Source organism: Streptomyces sp. NPDC060049 (assembly GCF_042736715.1).
Lineage (GTDB): Bacteria > Actinomycetota > Actinomycetes > Streptomycetales > Streptomycetaceae > Streptomyces.
Genome location: NZ_JBHWVV010000006.1, coordinates 177287 through 201090 on the forward strand (window position 1 = coordinate 177287; position 23804 = coordinate 201090).

General features: G+C 70.6%; 24 protein-coding genes and 2 riboswitches. Of the genes, 11 read left to right on the forward strand and 13 right to left on the reverse strand.

Translation table 11 applies throughout. The features are described from left to right. Nucleotides 1-50: 50 nt before the first annotated feature. Both ACFWBY_RS13325 and ACFWBY_RS13330 read left to right on the forward strand, forming a co-directional pair. Complete coding sequence (locus ACFWBY_RS13325; protein ID WP_385329665.1) at nucleotides 51-842, forward strand: polysaccharide deacetylase family protein; 792 nt, start codon at nucleotides 51-53, stop codon at nucleotides 840-842. After that, the gene (locus ACFWBY_RS13330) at nucleotides 839-2026 is read left to right on the forward strand and encodes a YncE family protein (RefSeq protein ID WP_385329662.1); all 1188 of its coding nucleotides are present in this window, start codon (nucleotides 839-841) and stop codon (nucleotides 2024-2026) included. Before ACFWBY_RS13325 ends, ACFWBY_RS13330 begins: the two co-directional genes overlap by 4 nt. 170 nt (nucleotides 2027-2196) lie before the next feature. Here the strand turns inward: ACFWBY_RS13330 and ACFWBY_RS13335 are convergent, their stop codons facing one another. Both ACFWBY_RS13335 and ACFWBY_RS13340 read right to left on the reverse strand, forming a co-directional pair. Then, the gene (locus ACFWBY_RS13335; RefSeq protein ID WP_385329660.1) at nucleotides 2197-3435 is read right to left on the reverse strand and encodes a cytochrome P450; all 1239 of its coding nucleotides are present in this window, start codon (nucleotides 3433-3435) and stop codon (nucleotides 2197-2199) included. Further along, nucleotides 3416-4201 carry a tRNA-dependent cyclodipeptide synthase gene (locus ACFWBY_RS13340; protein WP_385329658.1) on the reverse strand — a complete coding sequence of 262 codons (786 nt, stop codon included), beginning with the start codon at nucleotides 4199-4201 and terminating at the stop codon, nucleotides 3416-3418. Before ACFWBY_RS13340 ends, ACFWBY_RS13335 begins: the two co-directional genes overlap by 20 nt. Nucleotides 4202-4455: 254 nt before the next feature. Between ACFWBY_RS13340 and ACFWBY_RS13345 the strand changes: the two genes are divergently transcribed. Beyond that, nucleotides 4456-4668: an EF-hand domain-containing protein gene (locus ACFWBY_RS13345; RefSeq protein ID WP_385329656.1), complete on the forward strand. Its 213-nt coding sequence runs from the start codon at nucleotides 4456-4458 to the stop codon at nucleotides 4666-4668. A 42-nt stretch (nucleotides 4669-4710) separates the two neighbouring features. On the opposite strand, the gene ACFWBY_RS13350 is transcribed toward ACFWBY_RS13345, so the two are convergent. The 5 genes from ACFWBY_RS13350 to ACFWBY_RS13370 are packed head-to-tail and all read right to left on the reverse strand — an operon-like array spanning nucleotide 4711 to nucleotide 7941. Next, nucleotides 4711-5259: a PadR family transcriptional regulator gene (locus ACFWBY_RS13350; protein WP_385329654.1), complete on the reverse strand. Its 549-nt coding sequence runs from the start codon at nucleotides 5257-5259 to the stop codon at nucleotides 4711-4713. Nucleotides 5260-5288: 29 nt separating this feature from the next. Further along, entirely contained in the window at nucleotides 5289-6122 is an 834-nt protein-coding gene (locus ACFWBY_RS13355; protein ID WP_385329651.1) for an energy-coupling factor ABC transporter ATP-binding protein, read from the reverse strand. Further along, a complete protein-coding gene (gene cbiQ / locus ACFWBY_RS13360; RefSeq protein WP_385329650.1) occupies nucleotides 6119-6868 on the reverse strand; it encodes a cobalt ECF transporter T component CbiQ in 750 nt (249 codons plus the stop codon). The genes ACFWBY_RS13355 and cbiQ overlap by 4 nt, the downstream gene beginning before the upstream one ends. A gap of 3 nt (nucleotides 6869-6871) precedes the next feature. After that, a complete protein-coding gene (locus ACFWBY_RS13365; protein ID WP_385329729.1) occupies nucleotides 6872-7237 on the reverse strand; it encodes an energy-coupling factor ABC transporter substrate-binding protein in 366 nt (121 codons plus the stop codon). A 5-nt stretch (nucleotides 7238-7242) separates the two neighbouring features. Continuing rightward, on the reverse strand, nucleotides 7243-7941 hold the full coding sequence (locus ACFWBY_RS13370; RefSeq protein ID WP_385329648.1) for an energy-coupling factor ABC transporter permease: 699 nt from the start codon (nucleotides 7939-7941) through the stop codon (nucleotides 7243-7245). A 28-nt stretch (nucleotides 7942-7969) separates the two neighbouring features. Then, nucleotides 7970-8167: riboswitch (cobalamin riboswitch) on the reverse strand. Nucleotides 8168-8464: 297 nt separating this feature from the next. Here ACFWBY_RS13370 and ACFWBY_RS13375 point away from each other — a divergent pair. Further along, on the forward strand, nucleotides 8465-9196 hold the full coding sequence (locus ACFWBY_RS13375; RefSeq protein ID WP_385329645.1) for a flavodoxin family protein: 732 nt from the start codon (nucleotides 8465-8467) through the stop codon (nucleotides 9194-9196). A 48-nt stretch (nucleotides 9197-9244) separates the two neighbouring features. Here ACFWBY_RS13375 and ACFWBY_RS13380 read toward each other — a convergent pair whose 3' ends face one another. The 6 genes from ACFWBY_RS13380 to gcvT all read right to left on the reverse strand — a co-directional run bounded on the left by ACFWBY_RS13380 (nucleotide 9245) and on the right by gcvT (nucleotide 15310). Beyond that, the gene (locus ACFWBY_RS13380; protein WP_385329642.1) at nucleotides 9245-9751 is read right to left on the reverse strand and encodes a hypothetical protein; all 507 of its coding nucleotides are present in this window, start codon (nucleotides 9749-9751) and stop codon (nucleotides 9245-9247) included. 80 nt (nucleotides 9752-9831) lie between these two features. Then, nucleotides 9832-10239 carry an SsgA family sporulation/cell division regulator gene (locus ACFWBY_RS13385; protein WP_385329640.1) on the reverse strand — a complete coding sequence of 136 codons (408 nt, stop codon included), beginning with the start codon at nucleotides 10237-10239 and terminating at the stop codon, nucleotides 9832-9834. Between the two features lie 223 nt (nucleotides 10240-10462). After that, entirely contained in the window at nucleotides 10463-11845 is a 1383-nt protein-coding gene (locus ACFWBY_RS13390; RefSeq protein ID WP_385329637.1) for an L-serine ammonia-lyase, read from the reverse strand. A 563-nt stretch (nucleotides 11846-12408) separates the two neighbouring features. After that, nucleotides 12409-13665, reverse strand: a complete 1257-nt coding sequence (gene glyA / locus ACFWBY_RS13395) for a serine hydroxymethyltransferase (RefSeq protein WP_385329634.1) — start codon at nucleotides 13663-13665, stop codon at nucleotides 12409-12411. Nucleotides 13666-13680: 15 nt separating this feature from the next. Continuing rightward, complete coding sequence (gene gcvH / locus ACFWBY_RS13400) at nucleotides 13681-14061, reverse strand: glycine cleavage system protein GcvH (protein ID WP_214955772.1); 381 nt, start codon at nucleotides 14059-14061, stop codon at nucleotides 13681-13683. Nucleotides 14062-14194: 133 nt separating this feature from the next. Further along, nucleotides 14195-15310, reverse strand: coding sequence for a glycine cleavage system aminomethyltransferase GcvT (gcvT, locus tag ACFWBY_RS13405; protein WP_385329630.1), 1116 nt, complete (start codon nucleotides 15308-15310; stop codon nucleotides 14195-14197). 184 nt (nucleotides 15311-15494) lie between these two features. Continuing rightward, nucleotides 15495-15598, reverse strand: a riboswitch (glycine riboswitch). 244 nt (nucleotides 15599-15842) lie between these two features. Here gcvT and ACFWBY_RS13410 point away from each other — a divergent pair. The 7 genes from ACFWBY_RS13410 to ACFWBY_RS13440 all read left to right on the forward strand — a co-directional run bounded on the left by ACFWBY_RS13410 (nucleotide 15843) and on the right by ACFWBY_RS13440 (nucleotide 23800). Beyond that, nucleotides 15843-16475 carry an AAA family ATPase gene (locus tag ACFWBY_RS13410; protein WP_385329726.1) on the forward strand — a complete coding sequence of 211 codons (633 nt, stop codon included), beginning with the start codon at nucleotides 15843-15845 and terminating at the stop codon, nucleotides 16473-16475. A 141-nt stretch (nucleotides 16476-16616) separates the two neighbouring features. Further along, nucleotides 16617-17327: an enhanced serine sensitivity protein SseB gene (locus ACFWBY_RS13415; protein ID WP_385329627.1), complete on the forward strand. Its 711-nt coding sequence runs from the start codon at nucleotides 16617-16619 to the stop codon at nucleotides 17325-17327. 67 nt (nucleotides 17328-17394) lie between these two features. Continuing rightward, nucleotides 17395-18135 (forward strand): enhanced serine sensitivity protein SseB C-terminal domain-containing protein, encoded by a 741-nt coding sequence (locus ACFWBY_RS13420; RefSeq protein ID WP_385329624.1) that lies wholly within the window; start codon nucleotides 17395-17397, stop codon nucleotides 18133-18135. Nucleotides 18136-18685: 550 nt separating this feature from the next. Further along, entirely contained in the window at nucleotides 18686-19681 is a 996-nt protein-coding gene (locus ACFWBY_RS13425) for an ABC transporter permease (RefSeq protein WP_385329621.1), read from the forward strand. Nucleotides 19682-19797: 116 nt separating this feature from the next. Beyond that, nucleotides 19798-21558 (forward strand): ABC transporter substrate-binding protein, encoded by a 1761-nt coding sequence (locus ACFWBY_RS13430; protein WP_385329618.1) that lies wholly within the window; start codon nucleotides 19798-19800, stop codon nucleotides 21556-21558. Between the two features lie 125 nt (nucleotides 21559-21683). Continuing rightward, nucleotides 21684-22682 (forward strand): ABC transporter permease, encoded by a 999-nt coding sequence (locus ACFWBY_RS13435; RefSeq protein ID WP_385329615.1) that lies wholly within the window; start codon nucleotides 21684-21686, stop codon nucleotides 22680-22682. Next, nucleotides 22679-23800: an ABC transporter ATP-binding protein gene (locus tag ACFWBY_RS13440; protein ID WP_385329612.1), complete on the forward strand. Its 1122-nt coding sequence runs from the start codon at nucleotides 22679-22681 to the stop codon at nucleotides 23798-23800. The genes ACFWBY_RS13435 and ACFWBY_RS13440 overlap by 4 nt, the downstream gene beginning before the upstream one ends. Nucleotides 23801-23804: the final 4 nt, after the last annotated feature.

Genomic DNA, 23804 nt, shown 5'->3' on the forward strand with positions numbered 1-23804 from the left:
GAAATGGGTCAATCATTACCCAGGCGGGCATCCACCCCTTAAATGGGCAGGTGCTCTGCTACCCGGACCGCCGATCCGCTCTTCGTGCCGGCGCGGGGGTCGCCGCCGGCGCCCTCACCGCCGCCTGCGGCACGCACTCCCCTACCGCCACCGTGCCGTCCGCGCCCCCGGCGAAGGCCGCGCCGGACGGAGCGGCGGCCGCGGCCAAGGCGGCTCCCGCACCGCGCCGGTTCGCCGGACAACCCGTCGAGATCGGGCACGGTCCGCGCGGCCGCCCGGACGTCGCGCTCACCTTCCACGGCAACGGCGACCCCGCCGTCGCCAAGGCGGTGCTCGCGGAGGCGGAGTGGGCGGGCGCGCGGGTCACCGTACTGGCCATCGGAGCCTGGCTCGACGCCCACCCGGAGATGGCCCGCCGGATCCTGGACGGCGGCCACGAGCTCGGCAACCACACCCAGCGCCACCTCGCGATCAACACCATGCCCGAGGCCCAGGCGTACGCCGAGATCACCGGCTGCGCCGACCGGCTCAAGCGGCTGACCGGGTCCATCGGCACCTGGTTCCGGCCGTCCCAGACCCAGTACGCCACCCCGCTGGTGCGAAAACTGGCCCAGCGGGCCGGCTACCCGCACGTCCTGTCCTACGACGTGGACTCCCTCGACTTCACCTCGCCCGGTGCCGCGGCCGTCATCCGCACCGTCACCGGGACGATCCAAGGCGGATCGGTGGTGAGCCTGCACTTCGGCTACGCGGACACGGTCGACGCGATGCCACCCCTCCTCGAAGAACTCGCGCGCCGCGAACTGCGCGCCGTGACCACCACGGAGCTGCTGACCCCATGACGACCACCCGCCTTCCCCGGAAGGCCACCGTGCTGCTGGCCGGTCTGGTCCTCGCCGCCCTGACCGGCTGCGGCGAAGCCGACAAGGGACCCGCCGAGGCGCTCGGCTCCAAGGGGCCCGCCGTGCCCGCCAAGATGGCACCGGCCGTGCCGCCGGGCCTGGCCGGGATGCCGCCGCTCCTCGATCCGAACGACGTGTACGCGGCCGACCGGCCGAACAGACTCTCCCCGGTGGTCAAGGACTTCCCGTCCCGCGTCTACGTGCCGAACACCAGCTCCAACACGGTGTCCGTCATCGACCCGGCCACCTACAAGGTCATCGACACCATCCCGGTCGGCGTCCAGCCCCAGCACGTGGTCCCCTCCTGGGACCTGAAGACCCTCTGGGTCAACAACAACCGGGGCCACACGCTCACCCCGATCAATCCGGCCACCGGCGAGGCCGGCAAGCCCGTCGAGGTCCACGACCCGTACAACCTGTACTTCACGCCCAACGGGAAGTACGCGGTGGTCATGGCCTCGATGGACAAGGAACTGGTCTTCCGTGACCCGCACACGATGGACCGCGTCAAAACCGTCCCCGTGTCCTGTTTCGGCGTCAATCACGCGGACTTCTCGGCGGACGGCCGCTACTTCATCGTGAGCTGCGAGTTCTCCGGTGAACTGCTCAAGGTCGACACCGAGAAGATGGAGGTCATCGGCCAGCAGAAACTGCCGTTCGAGGGCGCGATGCCGCAGGACGTCAAGGTCTCGCCGGACGGAAAGACCTTCTACGTCGCGGACATGATGGCGGACGGCATGTGGGTGCTCGGCGGCGACAAGTTCGAGACCCCCAAGCTGCTGCCCACCGGAAAGGGCTGCCACGGCCTGTACGTCAGCCGCGACTCCAAGGAGATGTACGTCTCCAACCGGGGCGAAGGGTCCGTGTCCGTCTTCGACTTCACGCAGAACAAGCTGACGAAGAAGTGGGAGCTGCCCGACGGCGGCAGCCCGGACATGGGCGGCGTGTCCGCCGACGGCAAGGTGCTGTGGCTCTCGGGCCGCTACAACTCCGAGGTCTACGCCATCGACACCACCACCGGCAAGCAGCTCGCGAAGATCCCGGTGGGCGGCGGCCCGCACGGCCTCGCCGTGTACCCACAGCCCGGCCGCTACTCGCTCGGCCACACGGGCATCTTCCGGTAGCCGGCCCGGTACGCCGCCGCGGCTCCGCGGGTCCGGCTCCGCGGGTCCGGCTCCGCGGGTCCGGCTCCGCGGGTCCGGCTCCGCGGATCCGGGTAAGCCGACGCGGCCGGCGGGCGCGGAAATGCCCCGGGGGCTCGCACAGCTCCCGGGGCACGCTCACGCGCTCACCGTCACCAGGCGACGGGGAGCCGCTCCGGGAGCCGCTTGATGAAGCCGGTCCGCCACACCAGGTTCTCCGCCGGCACCGCCAGGCGCAGGCCGGGCAACCGCTCGACCAGCACCTCCAGAGCGATCTCGGCGTGGGCCCGGCCCAGGGCGGAGGCCGGGCAGAAGTGCCGGCCGGCGCCGAAGGCCAGGTGCGCGCGGGAGCCCTCGCGCTCCAGGTCCAGCTTGTCCGGGTTCTCGAAGGCCTCCGGGTCGAAGTTGGCGCCCTCCAGCAGGACCAGGACGAGCTCACCCTCCTTGACCAGCACGTCGCCGACCTGGACGTCCGCCATCGCGATGCGCGGCAGGCCGTCGCCGACGGACAGGTTCCAGCGCAGCAGCTCCTCGACGGCCCCGCCCATGCGCTCCGGGTGCTCGCGGAGGTAGCCGATGAGTTGCGGCCGCTGCAGGAGCGCCAGGACCGCGAGGGTCAGGAAGGCGGAGGTGGAGACCGCCCCGGCCCCGAAGAGGGAGACGGCGACCGTGGCGAACATGTCGTCGGTCAGGTGCGCCGACTCCGGATCGGCCTCCTTCAGCTCGGCGAACGTGCCGAGGAGCCCCGTACGCTCCTCGGAGGGCAGCGCGAGCTGGGCCTTGAGCTGGTCGACGAAGTAGCCGACGTCCTTGTACCAGTTGAGCGCCGAGTCGGCGAACGGCTCGCGCGCGGTCATGAACGCGACGTCCAGCCCCGACATCAGCCGCCGCCAGTCCCCGAACGGCACGCCCAGCACCTGGCAGTGCATGGCCGCCGAGAAGGGGTCGGCGAATCCCGCCCGCAGGTCCGCCGGTCCGCCCTCGGCCACGAGCTGATCGAGGAGATCGCCTGCCTTCTCCCGCAGTCGGTCCCGCAGGCCCTCCTGGCGCGGGTTGAGCGCCTTCATGACCGCGTTGCGCAGTCCGGCGCTGTTGATGTTGCCCATGTTGTTGACGACCTCGGGCGGGATCGTCAGGGCGTACTGGCGCGGGACCCCGGCGTTCGCCGTGTCCTTGAGGCTGAAGCGCTCGTCCTCCAGCACCTGCTTGGCCAGCGCGTAGCTGCTCACCAGCCAGGCCGGGTCCCCGGTGAGGGTACGGACCTTCGCGACCGGGGCCTTCTCGCGCAGCCGGGCGCACTCCTCGGGGAGCACGTCACCGCGCCGCGAGAGCGGGAAGTCGAGGAGGGCCCCACCGGTCCGCCCGGTGCCCTCAAGCTGCTCGACGCTCATCGGCGGTCCCTTCGGTCGGTGCGGTGTTCGCGTGCGCGTTGTCGTGCGGGTGCGGGTTGCTCCGCGTCGTTTCGGGCGCTTCGGGCCTTACGACGGCATAAGCCTGGTTCCTCGTCGCGCGCAGTCCCCCACCGCGCGCGAAGAGGACATCGGTCATCGGCATCTTGACGTGGTAGGCGGCCACCGAGGACGGGACGTCGAGAATGCTCGGGGTGTCCACGAAGAAGGGCAGCTCGGCCGCCATGTAATCGAAACACACCTGCAACTGCGCGTCGGTGATCGATTCACCTTCCGGCACCTTGGAGCCGACAAAGTGCAAGGCCATTTCCTCGCACCCCTTACGGAATTCGTCGTCGGTCTCCAGGAAATGGAGCACGCGCCTGTGCAGGAGTTGGTAGACGGGGTTCGTCTGGAATTCGGAAAGTGCCCTCACCCGGATCTCGGCATGGGAGGGGCCTGATTCCTCCACGCCCTTGAGGATTCTCCGCCGGACTGCCTTTATTTCCTTCGTCGCGCGCTTCTCCGCGTGTTCCCGGGTGTAGCCGAAGGCGGCGAACATCCGGTCGACATGGAGGTCTGCGTAGACGAAGTCGACCTGCGCGAAGCGGGTCGTGGCCCATCGGGCGAGGCTCGTGATGCGCTCGGAGCTGAAGTAGCTGTTTCCAGGACTCACTCCGATGAGCACATGGTCGCCGTCTTCCCAGATATGGCGGCAAGTGCGGGTGAAGGGCAGAACTTCGAATGATGCGTCAGCTGTGATCGTCACCTGTGTGATCGCCCTTGTTGCCGCTTGTCCCTGGGAGCCCTGCGCTCCCGGTGTGGCGGCAATGTCGGTACGTTATGCCGTGATCCCGGAGCGTGACAAGTGCAGGCCGGAATTGTTGGCTGGAATTATCGCTTCCGCGTTACGGAAGAGTAATCGGATATCTATCTGCCGCTCGAACGGGACCCGGGGCGTGAGGGGCTCCGGCATGCCGCTACCCTGAGCCGGTCAACAAGCACCAAGAAGGGGTGGACCCAGTGGCGGACATCGAGAGCGCACGGACGACGTTCGGCAAGTTCGACGTGAACGGTGACGGCTTCGTGACGGCCGACGAGTTCCGTTCGGCGATGGCGGAGATGGGCGACCCGTTCGTCACCGGCCCGGTCGCGGACGCCGTGATCGCCTCCAAGGACGCGAACTCCGACGGCCTGCTGAGCTTCGACGAGTTCTGGGCCTCCCTGAACAAGTAGTCCCCGCGCCGCCCCCTCGCCCCCGCCGGGCCGGGGGGCGCGTCAGGCCTGCGGGCCGGTCATGCCCTCCACCTCGATGAGGGCCTCCTCCAGCCAGCGCAGCCAGAAGGTCTCCAGCCCGATCCCCGCGTGCAGCACGAGCCGGCGCAGCCGGTCCTCGTCCGCGTCCCGGCCGGCCGGGAAGTCCTTCTCCTCGATGCCCTCGTACACGGCCAACTGCGCGCGGTGCAGTTCCAGATGGCGCCGCAGCTCCTCGTCGAGGCCCCGCGTCCCCACCACCGCCGCCGCCCGGATGCGCAGCAGCAGGGGATCGCGCACCGGCTTCGGGTCGTGGCTCTCCCCGACCCACCGGGCCAGCTCCCCGCTCCCGGCGGCCAGTACCTCGTACTCCTTCTTCTGCCCCCGCACGGGTACCTCGCTGGGCAGCGCCCGGATCAGCCCGGCCTCCTCCAGCCGGCCGAGCTCGCGGTAGATCTGCTGGTGCGTCGCGGACCAGAAGTACCCGATCGACTTGTCGAACCGCCGGGTCAGCTCCAGCCCCGAAGAGGGCTTTTCGAGCAGGGCGGTGAGGATGGCGTGCGGGAGCGACATGCGGTCATCCTAGGTATGCGGGACGGCCCTCAGCGCCAGGCGGCCAGCGCCTCGGGGTCGCGCGGGCCCGGGGCGTCCGCGGCCAGCAGGCCGTGCGCGCGCAGGAAGGCGGTCACCGCCGGGGACCAGGCCAGGCGCAGGCCCGCCGACGCGAGGAGGGCCGGGTCCGAGAGGACGGCCCCGGCCGGGCCGAAGCGGATGCCCGTCGGCGTCAGGACCGCCGCGTCGTCGGCCCAGCGGACCGCCAGGTCGACGTCGTGGGTGGCCATGACCACCGTCGTGCCGGAGGCCTGGAGGCCCGCGAGGACGGCCAGCAGCCGCTCCTGGCCGTCCGGGTCGAGGCCGGCCGTCGGCTCGTCGAGGATCAGCACGCGCGGAGCCATCGCCACCGCCCCCGCGATCGCCGCGCGCTTGCGCTGGCCGTAGGACAGCAGGTGGGTGGGGCGGTCCCGGAGCCGGGTGATGTCCAGCGCGTCGAGCGCCGAGTCCACCCGGGCGCGGACCTCCGGCGCGGACAGCCCCATGTTCATCGGCCCGAAGGACACGTCCTGTTCGACCGAAGCCGCGAACAGCTGGTCGTCCGGGTCCTGCACCACCAGCTGGACGGACGTGCGCAGCCGCGTCAGGCCCGCGCGGTCGTAGGCGACCGCCGTGCCGTCGAGCCGCAGCGCGCCCGTCGCGGGCCGCAGGCCCCCGCTCAGCAGCCGCATCAGCGTGGTCTTGCCGCTTCCGTTGCGCCCCAGCAGGGCCAGCGCCCGGCCCGGCGCGATGGCGAAGTCGACGCCGGTCAGCACCTCCGGGCCGTCCTCGTAGGCGTAGCCCGCGCCGGCCAGCTCTATCAGGGGGGTCGCCAACGGGTTCACGGATACAGCCCCTTCAGGGTCAGGGTTACGGTGATCAGGGCCGCCAGCAGGGCTCCCGACGCGGTCAGGAAGCGCCACGACAGCACCGCCTCCGGTACGAGGACCCGCAGCGTGCCGTCGTAGCCGCGCCCGGCCAGTCCCGCCTGGAGTCTGGCCGCGCGGTCGAAGGCCCGTACGAAGGAGGTCGCGGCGAGCCCGGCCAGGGAGCGCCACACCGCCGCCCGGCCGGTGTGCCCGAGGCGGGCGGCCTGCGCCCGGCGAACCCGGGCCGTGGAGTCGAGGAGCAGGAAGCCGATCCGGTACATGACCAGGGCCACGTCGACCACGGGGGGCGGGACCCCGGCCCGCACCAGCCGGGGGAGCACGTCGCTGACCGGGGTGGTGAAGGCGAACAGCAGCAGCCCGAGGGAGGCCGCCGAGGTGCGCAGGAGCAGCTCGGCGGCGTGCCGCGGGCCGTCGGGGGCCGGCGAGAGCAGCCCCGCCGGGCCGCCGACCGCGAACAGCAGCGGCAGCGCCCCGGTGAGGCAGAAGCCGAGCGGGAGCCGGAAGGCCCGCCACAGCTGCCGGCCGGCCACCCCCGCCGGGCCGAGCAGTACGGCGAGGGTGGCGCCGGCCACCAGGGGCGCGCCCGGCCAGGGCGGCAGGCACACGGCGGTGACCGTCAGCCCGATCCCGAGCAGGGCCTTCTCCAGCGGGTGCCGGCCGCGCCAGCGGCTGCCGTGCGCGGCGACGTCGATCGGCAGCACCGCCTACGACTCCTTCGGCGCGGCCCCGGCCCGGTCCGCCTCCGCGGCGGCGACCGCCGTCCGGGCGTTCGGGAGCTGGACCTGGCGCCGGCCCTTGCGCAGCCCGAAGTAGTACGCGAGCACGCCCGCGCCCAGCGCCGCCTGCAAGGCGAACAGCGCGGATTCGATCTCGGCGGACGGGGGTTCGTAGAGCGGGGAGAACCAGGGCTCGTAGTCCGGCTTCATCTCGGTGATGGCCGTCTCCGCCTGCGCGTCGGCGCCCGCGAAGGGCTCCTCCTTGCCCTCGCCGAGACCCAGCGCGAGGGGCAGTACGGCGAGCGCCGCCACCACGGCCAGCAGCAGCGTGTTGATCTTCGCGTTCTTCGACATGCCGCTCATCGGACCGCCGCCTTCTCCTCGGTGGTGGCGGGCTTGAGCTTCGCGACCCCGAGCCGGACCAGGTCCGACTTGCTCGCCTGCATCAGCAGCCGCATCACGAGGACGGTCAGCAGGCCCTCGCTCACGGCCAGCGGTACCTGCGTGACGGCGAAGATCCCTCCGAACTTCGCGAGCGCGCCGAGGAACCCGGTGCCCGGGTCCGGGAAGGCCAGCGCGAGCTGCACGCTGGTGACGCAGTAGGTGACCAGGTCCGCGAAGAAGGCGCCGAAGAAGACGGTGACCATCAGCGGAAGGCCCGCCCCCCGCAGCAGCCGGTAGACGGCGTAGCCCGCCCACGGGCCGGCGACGGCCATCGAGAAGACGTTGGCGCCGAGGGTGGTGAGCCCGCCGTGGGCCAGCAGCAGCGCCTGGAACAGCAGGGTGATGGTGCCGAGCACCGCCATGATCGGCGGCCGGAACAGGATCGCCCCGAGCCCGGTGCCGGTGGGGTGCGAGCAACTCCCCGTCACGGACGGGATCTTCAGGGCGGAAAGGACGAACGTGAAGGCTCCGGACGCCCCGAGCAGCAGTGTGCTCTCCGGGTTCGCCTTCACCTCGCGGGTGAGCGAGCGAACGCCGTGGACGACGAACGGAGCGGACGCGGCGCCCCAGGCGGCCGCGTGCAAAGGGGGTAGGAACCCCTCGGCTATATGCATGAGTGGGGAGACCTCTCCAGCACCTCGTGGATGGACAACGCGCCCCGGCCGGTCTCCTGGCTCACGGGTGCTGATGTCTCGACTCCGCCTTCCCGGGCCGGCGCGGAAACTCCCGCGCAGCCCAGTGGCTTTCCCGCAGGAGTGGAGCCGGACTTCCCGATCACAGTGGCGAGGGCCGCACCGGTTTCCCACCGGTTTCCCGAACACCAAGGCCCGCTGACCCTAGTCGGCCGCACGGACCGGTAACAACCCGCCCCAATCGAGCGGATCGGTCAGGCGCGTTCCGCTTGGCGGCCCCCCGCCGCTCCCACCCCCTTACGGCCCGGCCCAAGGGGACGGCCCGAGAGGGGAGTTCTCCACCCCGGGCAGCGCCGCGAACCGGTCGCCTGCTTCCGCCGCGCTGTTCCGCAAGCGCGATCCCGACGGGGACGGGACGCGACCGGCTGCCGCCGGGCCCGGCCGGCCCGCCACGGACGGGCGCGGCCCGGTGGCGGCCCCGGCCGGTCCCGGCGAGGCTTGGGGCGTGGCCGACGACACCGATACCGCGCACGCCTTCGACTACTCCGACCTGACCGCCGTCTACGTCAACTGCACGCTCAAGCGCTCGCCCGAGACCAGCAACACCGAGGGCCTGATCGACAAGAGCCGCGCCGTGATGGAGGCGGCCGGCGCCCGGACCTCCCTCATCCGTGCCGTCGACCACGACATCGCCACCGGCGTCTGGCCCGACATGACCGAGCACGGCTGGGAGAGCGACCAGTGGCCGGTCCTCTACAGCCATATCATGGACGCCGACATCCTCGTCCTGTGCGGCCCGATCTGGCTCGGGGACAACAGCTCGGTGATGAAGCAGGTCATCGAGCGGCTCTACGCCTGCTCCTCGCTCCTGAACGAGCGGGGCCAGTACGCCTACTACGGGCGCGTCGGCGGGGCCCTGATCACCGGCAACGAGGACGGCGTCAAGCACTGCGCGATGAACGTCCTCTACAGCCTCCAACACCTCGGCTACGCGATCCCGCCGCAGGCCGACGCCGGCTGGATCGGCGAGGCCGGGCCCGGGCCCTCGTACCTGGACCCCGGCTCCGGCGGTCCCGACAACGACTTCACCAACCGGAACACGGCCTTCATGAGCTGGAACCTGATGCACCTGGCCGCCCTGCTCAAGCGGTCCGGCGGGATGCCGGCGCACGGCAACCAGCGTTCCCTGTGGGACGCGGGCTGCCGCTTCGACTTCCCGAACCCCGAGCACCGCTGACCCGCGGCGCGCACGGCTCCGCGCCGGCGCCGGACCCCGCCGCCGTGCTCAGCACACGTTGCGGTGCGCGATGTCCAGCACGAACCGCTCGGGGCCGTGCAGCGTGAACGAGGTGAAGACGGGCTTGGTGTCGAAGGCGGCGCCGAGGGTGACGTACCCCTCGTAGTCGCCGGTCAGGGCGATGCCCTTCAGCTTGGGCAGGTAGACCTTGAGGACCTTGGGGCCGCGGTACAGGTTGCGCCCCGCGTCGTCGTGGCCGGCGGCGGGATGCAGGCGGATCTCCAGGAAGTACCTCCCCGCGAGCGGAACGGGCTTGCCGGACCCGTCGTGGACCAGCTTGGGGACGGGGGTGACGGTGACCGCGGGGACGTGTCCGCGCAGGTCGACGACCAAGCGGTCGTACGTGCAGTGCCCGCCCCAGCGGGCGTTGACGACGAGCGCGGTGGTGGGGGCGGAGGAGACGGAGGAGGAGGCCGGCGCGGCGAAGGCGAGGGTGGTGGCGAGCAATGCGCCCGTACCCAGTGCGGTGGCCTGCCGACGGCGTGGACGGTTCATGACGTCCCCCTGATTCTCGAGAGACGGGGACTGGTGTCACCAGGGAAGACGCCGCCCGCGCGAGCGCGGTTGCACCTGGCTCAGCCGGGCAGGAGCGCGCTCAGCTCGGCGTCGAGGTCGTAGTGCCGCTGCTCCTGGCCGCGCGGCACCAGGGCGGTCATGCGCCGGCACAGCTCCCGTACCTCCTTCGCGCGGGCGGACACCACGCACCCCTGCTCGCCGTTGCTGAAGGCGAGGAAGATCCGCGGCTCGGTGCCCTCCCAGCGCGGCCACACCTGTATGTCGCCCTCCCCGGTGGGACAGACCTGGCCGTCGAGCAGCAGTTCCCGGGAGAACACCCAGCGCGCGAGGTGGAGGCCGGCGCCCTCGAAGTCGACGGAGACCTCGTAGGGCCGGTCGGGCCGGTACATGAAGACGCCCCGGATCGGGATGGGGGCGGGCACGGCCTCCAACCGGAGCGGGAGGACGCGGTGTTCGATGCCGGTCATGCGGGCGGCCTCTCTCTCGGGATCGGGTTTTCACACCCCACTCGGCAAGCTAGCCCACCCCCGCGCCGCATCCGCACGTCCAAAGGTCCCGTCCGGCAGGGCCACTCGGCCCGTCTTCGCCCACCGGCCGAACGCACCGCGGGGTGCGGTCGGGGGCGGGGCAGGAAACGGGTCGGGCCCCGACGCGTCTGCGCCGGGGCCCGGGTCGATCAGCAGGAGACGGTCAGCACTCGATGACGTTGACCGCGAGGCCGCCGCGGGCGGTCTCCTTGTACTTGACCTTCATGTCGGCGCCGGTCTCCTTCATGGTCTTGATGACCTTGTCGAGGGACACCTTGTGGGAGCCGTCGCCGCGCATCGCCATCTTGGCCGCGGTGACGGCCTTGACCGCCGCCATGCCGTTGCGCTCGATGCAGGGGATCTGGACGAGGCCGCCGACCGGGTCACAGGTCAGGCCGAGGTTGTGCTCCATGCCGATCTCGGCCGCGTTCTCGACCTGCTCGGGGGTGCCGCCCAGGACCTCGGCGAGGGCGCCGGCCGCCATCGAGCAGGCCGAACCGACCTCGCCCTGGCATCCGACCTCGGCGCCGGAGATCGAGGCGTTCTCCTTGAAGAGCATGCCGATGGCGCCGGCCGCCAGCAGGAAGCGGACCACGCCGTCCTCGTCGGCGCCCGGCACGAAGTTCATGTAGTAGTGCAGGACGGCCGGCAGGACGCCCGCCGCGCCGTTCGTCGGTGCGGTGACGACCCGGCCGCCGGCCGCGTTCTCCTCGTTCACCGCCATGGCGTAGATCGTCGCCCACTCGCTGCGGTGCATCATCGGGTCGCCCTCGGTGCGCAGCTGGCGCGCCGTGGAGGCGGCCCGGCGCTTGACCCGCAGGCCGCCGGGGAGGATGCCCTCGCGGGACATGCCGCGCGAGACGCAGGCCTGCATGACGCGCCAGATCTCCAGCAGACCCTCGCGGATCTCCTCCTCCGTACGCCAGGCCTTCTCGTTCTCCAACATCATCGAGGAGATCGACAGGCCGGTCTCGTTCGCGAGGCGGAGCATCTCGTCGCCACTGCGGAAGGGGTACTTCAGCACCGTGTCGTCGAGCTTGATCCGGTCCTCGCCGACCGCGTCCTCGTCGACGACGAAGCCTCCGCCGACCGAGTAGTACGTCTTCTCCAGCAGCGGGGTGCCGGCCTCGTCGTAGGCGAAGAGGGTCATGCCGTTCGCGTGGTACGGGAGCGAGCGCCGGCGGTGCAGGATCAGCTGGTTCGGCTCGTCGAAGGGGATCTCGTGGCCATCGCCTATCTCGGTGCCCAGCAGGCGCAGGCGGCCCGAGGTGCGGATGCGCTCGACCTCGGCGTCGGCGGTCTCCACGTTCACCGTGCGGGGGGAGTGGCCCTCCAGGCCCAGCAGGACCGCCTTGGGGGTGCCGTGGCCGTGGCCGGTCGCGCCCAGCGAGCCGAAGAGCTCGGCCCGGACCGCGGCCGTCTGGGCGAGGACGCCGTCCTTCTTGAGCCGGGTCACGAACATGCGCGCGGCGCGCATCGGTCCGACGGTGTGGGAGGAAGAGGGACCGATGCCGATCGAGAAGAGATCGAAGACGGAGATGGCCACGGTTGCGGACTCCTATGTCTGCTCGTGGGTGGGAAGCGGGGCAGGAGGGGCGGATCTGCGGATTTTGTCCGGCAGACGAGCTTAACTCGGGGAGGTGAACGGCTCGGCTGCCGAACGGGTCGGGAAGGTGGTGGTCGAGCGTGGGTCAGGTCACGCTCCGGTGCGCCGGGCTCCGCGTTCGAGGAGGCCGGGACCGGGTCGGGCCCGGCGGGCCCTCTCAGTGGGCCCTGACCGGGGCCTTGACGGCCAGGAGTACGCCGCCAGGGCGTTTCTCCTTTGCGGGGCGGCTCCGCTGTCGCGATCGGGCGGCAGAGCGGTCAGGGCGGTGGCGGCGGCGGTGGGACGGCGGCGTTCGGCCCTTTCGACCGTACGGGGCGCGGGCGGCGAAGAAGGAGGCCGGCGGGCACATCGCGGAGGCGGGCGGCAGCCGGTGGGGCCGGGCGGGCCGGGCCCCGGTGACGCCGACGCGGCGATCGGCGGGCGGGGGCGGGGTGGAGCCGGTGATCATGAGAAGGGCCCGGCACCTGTGGAAAACAGGCGGGAACCGGGCCCTTCTCGTGACGTCAGAGCGTCGGGTACAGCGGGAACTTCCCGGCGAGCGCGGACACGCGCGCCTTCAGGTCGTCCGCGTCGTAGGCCGGCTTCAGCGCGGCCGCGATGATCTCCGCGACCTCGGTGAAGTCCGCGGCGCCGAAACCGCGCGTCGCCAGGGCCGGCGTGCCGATCCGCAGGCCCGAGGTGACCATCGGCGGCCGCGGGTCGTTCGGGATGGCGTTGCGGTTGACCGTGATGCCGATCTCGTGGAGCCGGTCCTCGGCCTGCTGGCCGTCCAGCTCGGAGTTGCGCAGGTCGACCAGGACCAGGTGGACGTCCGTACCGCCGGAGAGGACGGACACGCCGACCTCGGTGACGTCGGCCTGCACGAGGCGCTCGGCGATGATCTTCGCGCCCTCCAGGGTGCGCTCCTGGCGCTCCTTGAACTCGGGCGAGGCGGCGATCTTGAAGGAGACCGCCTTGGCCGCGATCACGTGCTCCAGCGGGCCGCCCTGCTGACCCGGGAAGACGGCGGAGTTGATCTTCTTGGCCAGCTCCTGCGTCGACAGGATGACACCGCCGCGCGGACCGCCGAGGGTCTTGTGCGTGGTGGTGGTGACGACGTGGGCGTGCGGCACCGGGTTCGGGTGCAGGCCCGCGGCGACCAGACCGGCGAAGTGCGCCATGTCGACCATCAGGTACGCGCCGACCTCGTCCGCGATGCGGCGGAAGGCGGCGAAGTCCAGCTGGCGCGGGTAGGCGGACCAGCCCGCGACGATCAGCTGCGGCTTGGACTCCTTGGCGAGGCGCTCGACCTCGGCCATGTCGACCTGGCCGGTCTCGTCGACGTGGTACGGGACCACGTTGTAGAGCTTGCCGGAGAAGTTGATCTTCATGCCGTGGGTCAGGTGACCGCCGTGGGCCAGGCTCAGGCCCATGATCGTGTCGCCCGGCTTCAGCAGCGCGAACATCGCGGCCGCGTTGGCCTGCGCGCCCGAGTGGGGCTGCACGTTCGCGGCCTCGGCGCCGAACAGCGCCTTGATGCGGTCGATCGCGATCTGCTCGACCACGTCGACGTGCTCGCAGCCGCCGTAGTAGCGGCGGCCGGGGTAGCCCTCGGCGTACTTGTTGGTCAGGACCGAGCCCTGGGCCTCCATGACGGCGACCGGAGCGAAGTTCTCCGACGCGATCATTTCCAGGGTCGACTGCTGGCGCACGAGTTCGGCGTCGACGGCGGCGGCGACGTCAGGGTCGAGCTCGTGCAGAGAGGTGTTCAGTACGGACATCTTCGGTCCCCTGGGTCAGTTGCCGGCGGTGAGCTTGGCGTACTCGTCGACGGAGAGCAGGTCGGCCGGCTCCTCCGTGACGCGCACCTTGAAGAGCCAGCCACCCGCGAACGGGGCGGAGTTCACCAGGGACGGGTCGTCGACGACGTCCTGGTTGGACTCGACGACCTCACCGGTGACGGGGGAGTACAGGTCGCTGACCGACTTGGTCGACTCCAGCTCGCCGCAGGTCTCGCCCGCGGTCACCGTGTCGCCTACCTCGGGGAGCTGGGCGTAGACGACGTCACCGAGCGCGTTGGCCGCGAACTCCGTGATGCCGACCGTCGAGACGCCGCCCTCGGCGTCCGACAGCCACTCGTGCTCCTTGCTGTAACGCAGCTGCTGGGGGTTGCTCATGACCTGATTCTCCTGGATGCGGGGGAGTGGATACGAACAGTGGTCTTGCATACCGAGACGGGGCGCGGGGGAGCGGCCGTACGGGAGATCCGTGCGGCCTGGGCCCTGGCGTTCGGGCGAACAGCGGAAAGGATTACTTCTGCCGCTTGTAGAACGGCAGAGCCACGACCTCGTACGCCTCATGCGTACCGCGAATGTCCACGCCGACGCCGGAGGTGCCGGGCGCGGCGTGCGCCGCGTCGACATAAGCCATCGCGATCGGCTTGCCCAGCGTCGGGGACGGCGCGCCCGAGGTGACCTCGCCGACGACCTGGCCGTCGAAGGTCACGGCGAATCCGGCGCGCGGGACGCGGCGGCCCTCGGCGATCAGGCCGACCAGCTTGCGCGGCGGGTTCGTGGCGGCGCGCTCGGCGGCGGCCTCCAGGGCGGCGCGGCCGACGAAGTCGCCTTCCTTCTCGAACTTCACGACCCGTCCCAGCCCCGCGTCGAACGGGGTGAGGGCGGTGGTCAGCTCGTGCCCGTACAGCGGCATGCCCGCCTCCAGGCGCAGCGTGTCGCGGCAGGAGAGACCGGCCGGGACCAGGCCGACGCCCTCGCCCGCCTTGGTCAGCGCCTGCCACAGCTCCACGGCGTGCTCGGGGGAGACGAACAGCTCGAAGCCGTCCTCGCCGGTGTACCCCGTACGCGCGATCAGCGCGGGCACCCCGGCGACCGTGCCGGGCAGGCCGGCGTAGTACTTCAGCCCGTCCAGGTCGGCGTCGGTGAGGGAGGCGAGGATGCCGGGGGACTCCGGACCCTGCACCGCGAGCAGCGCGTACGCGTCGCGGTCGTCGCGGACCTCGGCGTCGAAGCCGGCGGCGCGCTCGGTGATCGCGTCGAGGACGACCTGGGCGTTCGAGGCGTTCGCGACGACCATGTACTCGCTCTCGCCGAGGCGGTAGACGATCAGGTCGTCGATGATCCCGCCGTCTTCCCGGCAGATGTGCGTGTAGCGGGCACGGCCGACGCCGACGGTCGAGATGTTGCCGACCAGCGCGTAGTCCAGGACCTTGACGGCCTCGGGGCCGGTCAGGGTGATCTCGCCCATGTGGGAGAGGTCGAACAGGCCGGCCTTGGTGCGGACGGCGTTGTGCTCGTCGCGTTCGCTGCCGTACCGCAGGGGCATGTCCCAGCCCGCGAAGTCGGTCATGGTCGCACCGAGGGAACGGTGCAGCGCGTCGAGGGCGGTCAGGCGGGGGGCAGTACTCATGGGTGTGGCTCCCGGGTCCCAGGGCATGACATGACGAGGAGGAGTTCCTCCCCATCTGTCATCGGAACCTGAGAGGTTCGCCGAGAGTTCCCCGCTTCCGGGGGAAGGTCTTCGACTTGCACCTTGGGTGGAACCGACGCCGGTGCCCTCACGGGCGGTGGCGCGGCTCGCTTTTCAGATCTGCCTCATCCACGCGGTACGGGGCCTGAGAGATTCAAGGGAGGTACTTGCTCCTTCGGCGCCCGGGCACCGCCTTGCGGCGTGCCGGGACTCTCCCGCGCGGATTCAAGCGGCCGGTATGCAGTTGGTGTCCAGATGGCGCACATCATTGCACGCTGTGCGGCCGAATGGTGGAGGGGGTCCGGGAGCGGAGCGGAACCGGTGGTCCCGGATTGCCGTCTCTTTACACTCAGGGGGATGGGTCCCGGTGACCCGATGCGGGGAGGCGATCACTGTGCGGAGATTCGGAGTACTGGCGGCGACGAGTACGGCCGCGGGCGCGGCGACGGGGGCGGCCGCGGTGCCGGGGCCGGTGTCCGGGGTGCCGACGCAGCGCGCCGTCGTCCGGCCGCGGGCGGAGGCGGGGGCCGGGGCGCCCGTACGGGACCTGCGCGGGGGCGCGGACCCGGGGCGGCTCCACTTCGCGGAAGGGGACGTCGTGGTGGTGTCCGGACTGCCCGGCGGCGGCAAGAGCACCCTGATCAAGCGGGCCGCGGGGGGCCTCGGCATCGACTCCCAGGACGCGCGCGAGCGGTGGGAGCGCCGGATGCCGGCCGCCGTGCCGTACGCGGTGTACCGGCCGGCGGTCCGGATCGCGCACTACTGGGGGCTGTGGCGGCTGCTGCGCTCCGGCGCCTCCGCCGTCGTCCACGACTGCGGTACGCAGAGCTGGGTACGGGCCCTCCTCGCCGGGGTCGCCCGTCGGCGAGGCCGCGCGCTGCACCTGGTGCTGCTGGACACCACCCCCGAGGAGGCCCGGGCCGGGCAGGCGGCGCGGGGGCGGGGCGTGTCGGCCTACGCCTTCGCCCGGCACCGGGGCGCGGTGGCCCGGCTGCTGCGCGAGGCCGAGGCGGGCCGTCCGCCGGCCGGCTGCGCGTCGGTGACCCTGCTGGACCGCCCGGCGGCCTCGCAGCTGACGGCGATCGGCTTCCGGTCGCAGCACTAGTGGTGCGACCCGGTGGACCTTCCCGGTCGCGGTACCAGCCAGGGCTGCGACCCGCGCGGTCCGGCGGGTGGCCCGCGGCGGGCGGGCCCGGGCCGCCCGTTAACCTCGGGTGGAGACGAGGGCGAGCTAGCGGAGGCGTACATGTGGCCGGGTAACGAGCTGGAGCAGGTGCTCGGGGCGGCGCTCGGGCAGGCGGACGCCGGCGGGCGGATCCTGGAGGTGCTCGGGCGGAGCCCGCTCTGGATTCCGCTGCCCGGCGGAGTGAACAGCCTGAGCCTGCCCACCATGGAGATCAACGGCGCCGCCTACGTGCCCGTCTACAGCTCCGAGGAGCAGTTCCGCGCCTGCGCCGGCCCCGCCATGGACTTCGCCGTCGCGCCCGCCGTGGACTTCGCCCGGGGGCTGCCCCCGCAGCTCGGCATCGCGGTCAACCCGGAGGGGGCCGTCGGGGTCCCGCTGCCCCCGCCCGCCGTCGCCGAGCTCTGCCGGACCGGTCGCAGCCCGCTGGACGGACCCGCCACCGGGGGCCGGGTCCGGCTCTACGAGCCGGACTGGCAGGAGGATCCGGTCGACTTCCTGGCGGCCGCCGGGGAGGAGTTCCGCGCCACCGGGGTCGTCGCGGCCGCGTACCGCTGCCTGGCCAGCGTCGAGGGCGGTGCGCCGGAGCTGTATGTCGGCGTCCAGCTGCTGGGATGGGAGCCCGAGTCGCGAAACGCCCCGATGGACGCCCTGGGCCGCGCCCTGAACCGCGTAGTGCCGCCCTGGCCTGTGCAGTTGATCCTCCTGGACGCCGCCGAAGACCCGGTCGTCGACTTCATCGTTACGCGCGTACGCCCCTTCTACCTGCCGTAGGCACGCTTAAGCTGGTCGACGACACGCGTGGGCGACGGGCGGACGAAGAGACGAAGAGGGGTACCGGGTGAGTGCGTCAGGCACGGCCGCGGTCGGGCAGGTCGAGCACATGCTGCGCCAGGTGACTCCCGGGCGCTACGAGAGCTACGAGGCGCTCCTGCACGCCCTGGCCGAGGGGCGGCTGTGGATGCTGCTCTGGCAGGGGCGGCCCGGCTCCCCGGACGCCCAGTACGGCGGCATGGAGGTCGAGAGCCTCGGGTACGCGCCCTGCGTGACCTCCCCGCAGGAACTGGCCGCCAGCGGCTGGAACCGGGGGTACGAGGTGGTCACGGGCCGGGACATCGCCCGCGCCCTGTACCCCGACCGCTGGGGGCTGTGGCTCAATCCCCACGCCCAGGGCGGTGGCGTCGGCATTCCCTGGGCCGACCTGCGCCGGATCGCCACCGGCATGGACCGGATGCCGGCCGGGCCGCTGCGGCTGTCCGAGCCCGCCATCGAGCTCCCGCAGTTCTACGGACTGCTCACGCAGCACGCGCACCGCACGCCCGCCGTCCGCTCGCTGCGCCGCGCCTGGGTTCAGCCCGCGCTCGGGTCCCCGTACCTCGCCGTCGGGCTGGACCTGTACGACGCCTCCGCGCACGCGCTGGAGTCGGTGCGGGAGATGATGCGCCAGTCGGTCGGCGCGGTGCCCGAGGGGGTGCCGGTCTGCACGGTCGCGCTCGCCGACGAGCACGACCCGGTGGCGATGTGGCTCCGTGCCCAGACCCGCCCCTTCTATGACCGAGAGGGCCAGGCGCCCGCCTATTGAGACATCGGTATCAAGCCACCCGGGGCCGCACGGAACAGTCGTTCCGCGCGGCCTTTGCGTTGTCCTGATTTCGCCGCCGATGTGCGCCCAATAGGCATGCTACTCACCCGAGTTGGGTGCGATGTCCGATTCCGCACCGAACGGACGGTCTTGCTCCGCTGAGACGGCAGTGAAGTCCGGATAACGGGAACTCGACCCTCAGATCACGGTTGCGCATCCATTCACCTGCGGGTCTGGCGGCTGATCGACGGCCCGATGAAGACTCCCCACCCAAGAGCGGGTCAGTCCTCCAAGGGGCGGGTCCGCCAAGGGAAAACAGCTCGTCGCTTCGTACAGCACCACGTGCACCACCAGCACTGCCAGTTCAACCTGTACCGCACAGCACCACCCAGCACGGCACAGCACCTCGCACGCGCACCGAAGCGCGCTGCTGCTCTTCCGCACCGCCGCACTTCCGCACCTCGCACTCCGAGCGCCACTCCGCACCAACGCCGCCACAGCGGCGGGCATGGGCCGGCTCACCCGTCGGCCGAGAGGGGTCCCCACCACGATGACGGCACCACTGCATGACACGAGCGCGGAGACGCCCGCTCCCGTGTCCGTAGCCGACGTCCCAGCCAAGGCCATCGAAGGCCGCTCGCCCGGCCGCATCGCCTGGATGCGGCTCAAGCGCGACAAGGTCGCGCTGGCCGGCGGTTTCGTCGTGCTCCTGCTGATCCTCGTCGCACTCTTCGCGCCCCTGATCGTCAAGGCTCTCGGCCACCCTCCGGAGGAACTCCACGAGGACCTGCTGGACCCGCTGCTGGGCCTTCCGGCCGGTCCCAACGGCGGTATGAGCGGCGACTTCCTGCTGGGCATCGAGCCGGTCAACGGCCGCGACGTGTTCAGCCGCATCGTCTACGGTGCTCGCGTCTCGCTGCTGGTGGCCTTCCTGTCCGCCTTCGTGGCGGTCTCGTTCGGCACCTTCTTCGGCATCGTGGCCGGCTACTTCGGAGGCTGGGTCGACGCGGCCATCAGCCGGGTCATGGACCTGCTGCTCGCCTTCCCGCAGCTGCTCTTCATCATCGCCCTGATCTCGGTCGTCCCCGGCAAGCTCTGGGGCTTCGAGGGATCGGGCCTGCGGATCGGCGTGCTGGTCCTGGTCATCGGCTTCTTCGGGTGGCCCTACATCGGCCGCATCGTCCGGGGGCAGACCCTGTCGCTGCGGGAGCGGGAGTACGTCGAGGCCGCGCGCAGCCTGGGCGCCGGCCGGATGTACATCCTCTTCCGCGAGTTGCTCCCGAACCTGGTCGCGCCGATCACCGTCTACGCGACGCTGATGATCCCGACCAACGTGCTGACCGAGGCCGCGCTCAGCTTCCTGGGCGTCGGCGTCAAGCCGCCCACGCCGTCCTGGGGCGAGACCCTCTCGACGGCCGTGCGGACCTACGAGGACGATCCGCTCTTCATGATCTTCCCCGGCACGGCGATCTTCATCACCGTGCTGGCTTTCAACCTCTTCGGCGACGGCGTCCGCGACGCCCTCGACCCGAAGGGATCCCGATAGCCGACCCCGCAGGTCATCCCGCAGGGCACCCGCAGGTCAGAACCGCACGGCACACCGGAACCGGCTTCGAACCGGAATCACAACGGAGGGTTGCGAGCATCGTGACTACCCATCGCATGTCCAAGCGCAAGCTTGCCGCCGGCACGGCAGTCGTGCTCGCGACGATGCTGGCCGCGACCGCCTGTGGCGGCGGCGACGACAAGAAGAGCGACAAGCCCGCCTCGGCGGTCGGCTTCAACGCCGGCATAGGCAAGATCGCCAACGCTTCGACCAAGAAGGGCGGCGAGCTCAAGTTCGTCGGCACCCAGGAAGCCGACTCGTGGGACCCGCAGCGCGGTTACTACGGCTTCATGTGGGACTTCTCGCGCTACTACACCCGCCAGCTCGTCAGCTTCAAGGCGGAGCCGGGCTCCAAGAGCACCGAGCTCGTCCCCGACCTGGCCACCGGCAACGCGGAGATCAGCGACGGCGGCAAGACGTACAAGTACACCCTCAAGGACAACGTGACCTGGGAGGACGGCACCCCCGTCACCGCCCAGGACGTGAAGTACGGCATCGAGCGGACCTGGGCCCAGGACGTCATCTCCGGCGGCCCGGTGTACCTGATGCAGGTCCTCGACCCGAAGACCGAGTACTCGGGTCCGTACAAGGACACCAACCCGGACAAGCTCGGCCTCAAGGCGATCGAGACCCCGGACGCCAAGACGGTCATCTTCAAGCTGCCCGCGCCCAACGGTGACTTCGAGCAGATGCTGGCCATGCCGGCCGCCAGCCCGGTCAAGCAGGACAAGGACACCGCGGCCAAGTACGGCCTGAAGCCCTTCTCCAACGGTCCGTACAAGATCGACTCGTACGAGCCCAACAAGAGCATGAAGCTCTCGCGCAACACGAACTGGAAGCCCGAGTCGGACACGATCCGCAAGGCGCTCCCGGACTCCATCTCGGTCACGTTCATGGCGAACGCGGACGACATGGACAAGCGCCTGATGAACGGCGAGTTCGACCTCGACATCAACGCGACCGGCATCGGCCAGGCGGCCCGCGCCACCGCGCTGAAGGACCACAAGAACAACCTGGACAACGGCCAGACCGGCTTCATCCGGTACGCCGTCATGCCGCAGACCGTCGCGCCGTTCGACAACATCGAGTGCCGCAAGGCCGTCATCTACGCGGCCGACCACAAGTCCCTGCAGACCGCCCGCGGCGGCCCGCAGGCCGGTGGCGACATCGCCCCCAACATGCTGCCGCTCGGCATCAAGGGCGCCGACGGCGCGTACGACCCGTACGAGGTCCTGAAGAACGACGGCAAGCCGAACGTCGAGAAGGCCAAGGCCGCCCTGAAGGCCTGTGGCAAGGAGAGCGGCTTCAAGACCACCATCGCGGTCCGCAACAACAAGCCGGTCGAGGTCGCCACGGCCGTCTCCCTGCAGAACGCCCTGAAGCAGGTCGGCATCGAAGCCGACGTCGACCAGTTCGACGGCGCCCAGACCTCCGGCATCATCGGTTCGCCGAAGGTCGTCAAGGACAAGGGCTACGGCATCATCATCATGGGCTGGGGCGCCGACTTCCCGACCGGTCAGGGCTTCTCCCAGCCGCTGGTCGACGGCCGCTTCATCCTGCAGAGCGGCAACAACAACTTCTCCGAGCTGAACGACCCGGCGATCAACGCCCTGTTCGACCAGGCCATCGCGGAGACCAACCCCGACAAGGCCGGGGACATCTACAAGCAGATGAACCAGAAGGTCTCCGAGGCCGCGGTCTACCTGCCCTTCGTCTACGACAAGACGATCACGTGGCGCAGCAGCCGCCTCACCAACGTCTACACCTCCGACGCGTACAACGGCCGGTACGACTACGCCTCGCTCGGCGTCCAGTAAACAACCGTCCGATTCAGTTCCAGTGCCACACCCGCTAGGCACGAAGGGCAGGTGATGGCCGCGGTTGCGGCTCGGGGGCGCTCTCCAGAAGAGGGCGCCCCCGGGTGGCAGCCAGGCCGAGCGCAGTGCTTGCATATCTCATCCGGCGGATCTTCGCCGTCATCGTCATGCTGTTGGTCATCTGTTTGGTGACCTTCGGAATCTTCTTCCTCTTCCCGAAGCTGATCGGGGCGGACCCGGCCCTGTACTTCGTCGGGAAGCAGTCCGACCCCGCCGCCATCGAGGGCATCCGGCAGAAGATGGGTCTCGACGACCCGATCCTCGTCCAGTTCGGCAAGTTCGTCGTCGGGCTGGTGGCGGGTCGTACGTACGCCAACGGCTCCGACGTCACGCAATGCGCCGCGCCCTGCTTCGGCTACTCCTTCAAGACCGAGCAGGAGGTGTGGCCCCTGCTGACCGACTGGCTGCCCGTCACCCTCTCGCTCGCCGCCGGTGCCGTCGTGCTCTGGGTGATCGGCGGTGTCGCCGCCGGCGTCATCTCCGCCCTCAAGCGCGGCACGGTCCTGGACCGTTCGGCGATGGGCCTCGCCCTCGCCGGCGTCTCCCTCCCGATCTACTTCACCGGCATGCTCGCCATCGCCCTCTTCTCCGACCAGCTCGGCTGGTTCGGACGGCCGGAGGTGACCTTCGCCGAGGATCCGGGCAGATGGTTCAACGGCATGATCCTGCCGTGGATCTCGCTGGCCTTCCTCTACGCGGCGATGTACGCGCGACTCACCCGCGCGACCATGCTCGAAGTCCTCAACGAGGACTACATCCGCACCGCGCGCGCCAAGGGCCTGACGGAACCCGTCGTCATCGGCAAGCACGCGATGCGCTCGACCATGACGCCGATCCTGACCGTCCTCGGCCTCGACCTGGGCGCCCTGATGGGCGGCGCGGTGCTCACCGAGTACACCTTCTCGCTGCACGGCCTCGGCTACAGCGCCGTCCGCGCCATCAGCGAGCACGACCTGCCGGTCATTCTCGGCATCACCCTGGTCTCCGCCTTCTTCGTCGTCGCGGCCAACCTCGTCGTCGACCTCTTGTACGCGGTGATCGACCCCCGAGTGAGGCTGTCATGACCGATTCGACGACGCCCACCGTGATGGGCGCACTGAACGAGCCCGTCACCGCCGGCGCGCCCGGCTCCGCGTTCCTCGACGTACGCGACCTCAAGGTGCACTTCCCGACGGAGGACGGCCTGGTCAAATCCGTCGACGGACTCTCCTTCACGCTGGAGAAGGGCAAGACCCTCGGCATCGTCGGCGAGTCCGGCTCCGGCAAGTCGGTGACCTCGCTGGGCATCATGGGCCTGCACCGGGTCGGCCAGTACGGCCGCCAGCGCGCCCGCATCTCCGGCGAGATCTGGCTCGACGGCAAGGAACTGCTGTCCAGCCCCGAGGAGGAGGTGCGCAAGCTGCGCGGCAGGGAGATCGCGATGATCTTCCAGGACCCGCTGTCGGCGATGCACCCGTACTTCACCGTCGGCAAGCAGATCGCCGAGGCCTACCGCGTCCACAACAAGGTCGACAAGAAGGCCGCCCGCAAACGGGCCGTCGACCTCCTCGACCGGGTGGGCATCCCCGAGCCGCACAAGCGGGTCGACAGCTACCCGCACGAGTTCTCCGGCGGCATGCGTCAGCGCGCGATGATCGCGATGGCACTGGTCAACAACCCCGAGCTGCTGATCGCCGACGAGCCGACGACCGCCCTGGACGTCACCGTCCAGGCGCAGATCCTCGACCTGATCCGGGACCTGCAGCAGGAGTTCGGCTCCGCGGTCATCATGATCACGCACGACCTCGGAGTGGTCGCCGAGATGGCCGACGACCTCCTCGTGATGTACGGCGGGCGGTGCGTCGAACGGGGCAGCGCGGAGAAGGTGTTCTACGAGCCCCGGCATCCGTACACCTGGGGGCTGCTCGGTTCGATGCCGCGCATAGACCGGGAGCAGACCGAGCGCCTCATCCCGGTCAAGGGCTCGCCGCCCAGCCTCATCAACATCCCGAGCGGCTGCGCCTTCAACCCCCGGTGCCCGTACGCCGACCTTCCCAAGGACGACGTCACCCGTACCGTGCGGCCCGAGCTGGCCCTGGTCGGCGGATCCGCGGAGGGCGACGACCGGCACTGGGCCGCCTGTCACCTCTCCCCGGAGCAGCGGGACCGGATCTGGACCGAAGAGATTGCGCCGAAGCTGTGACCGA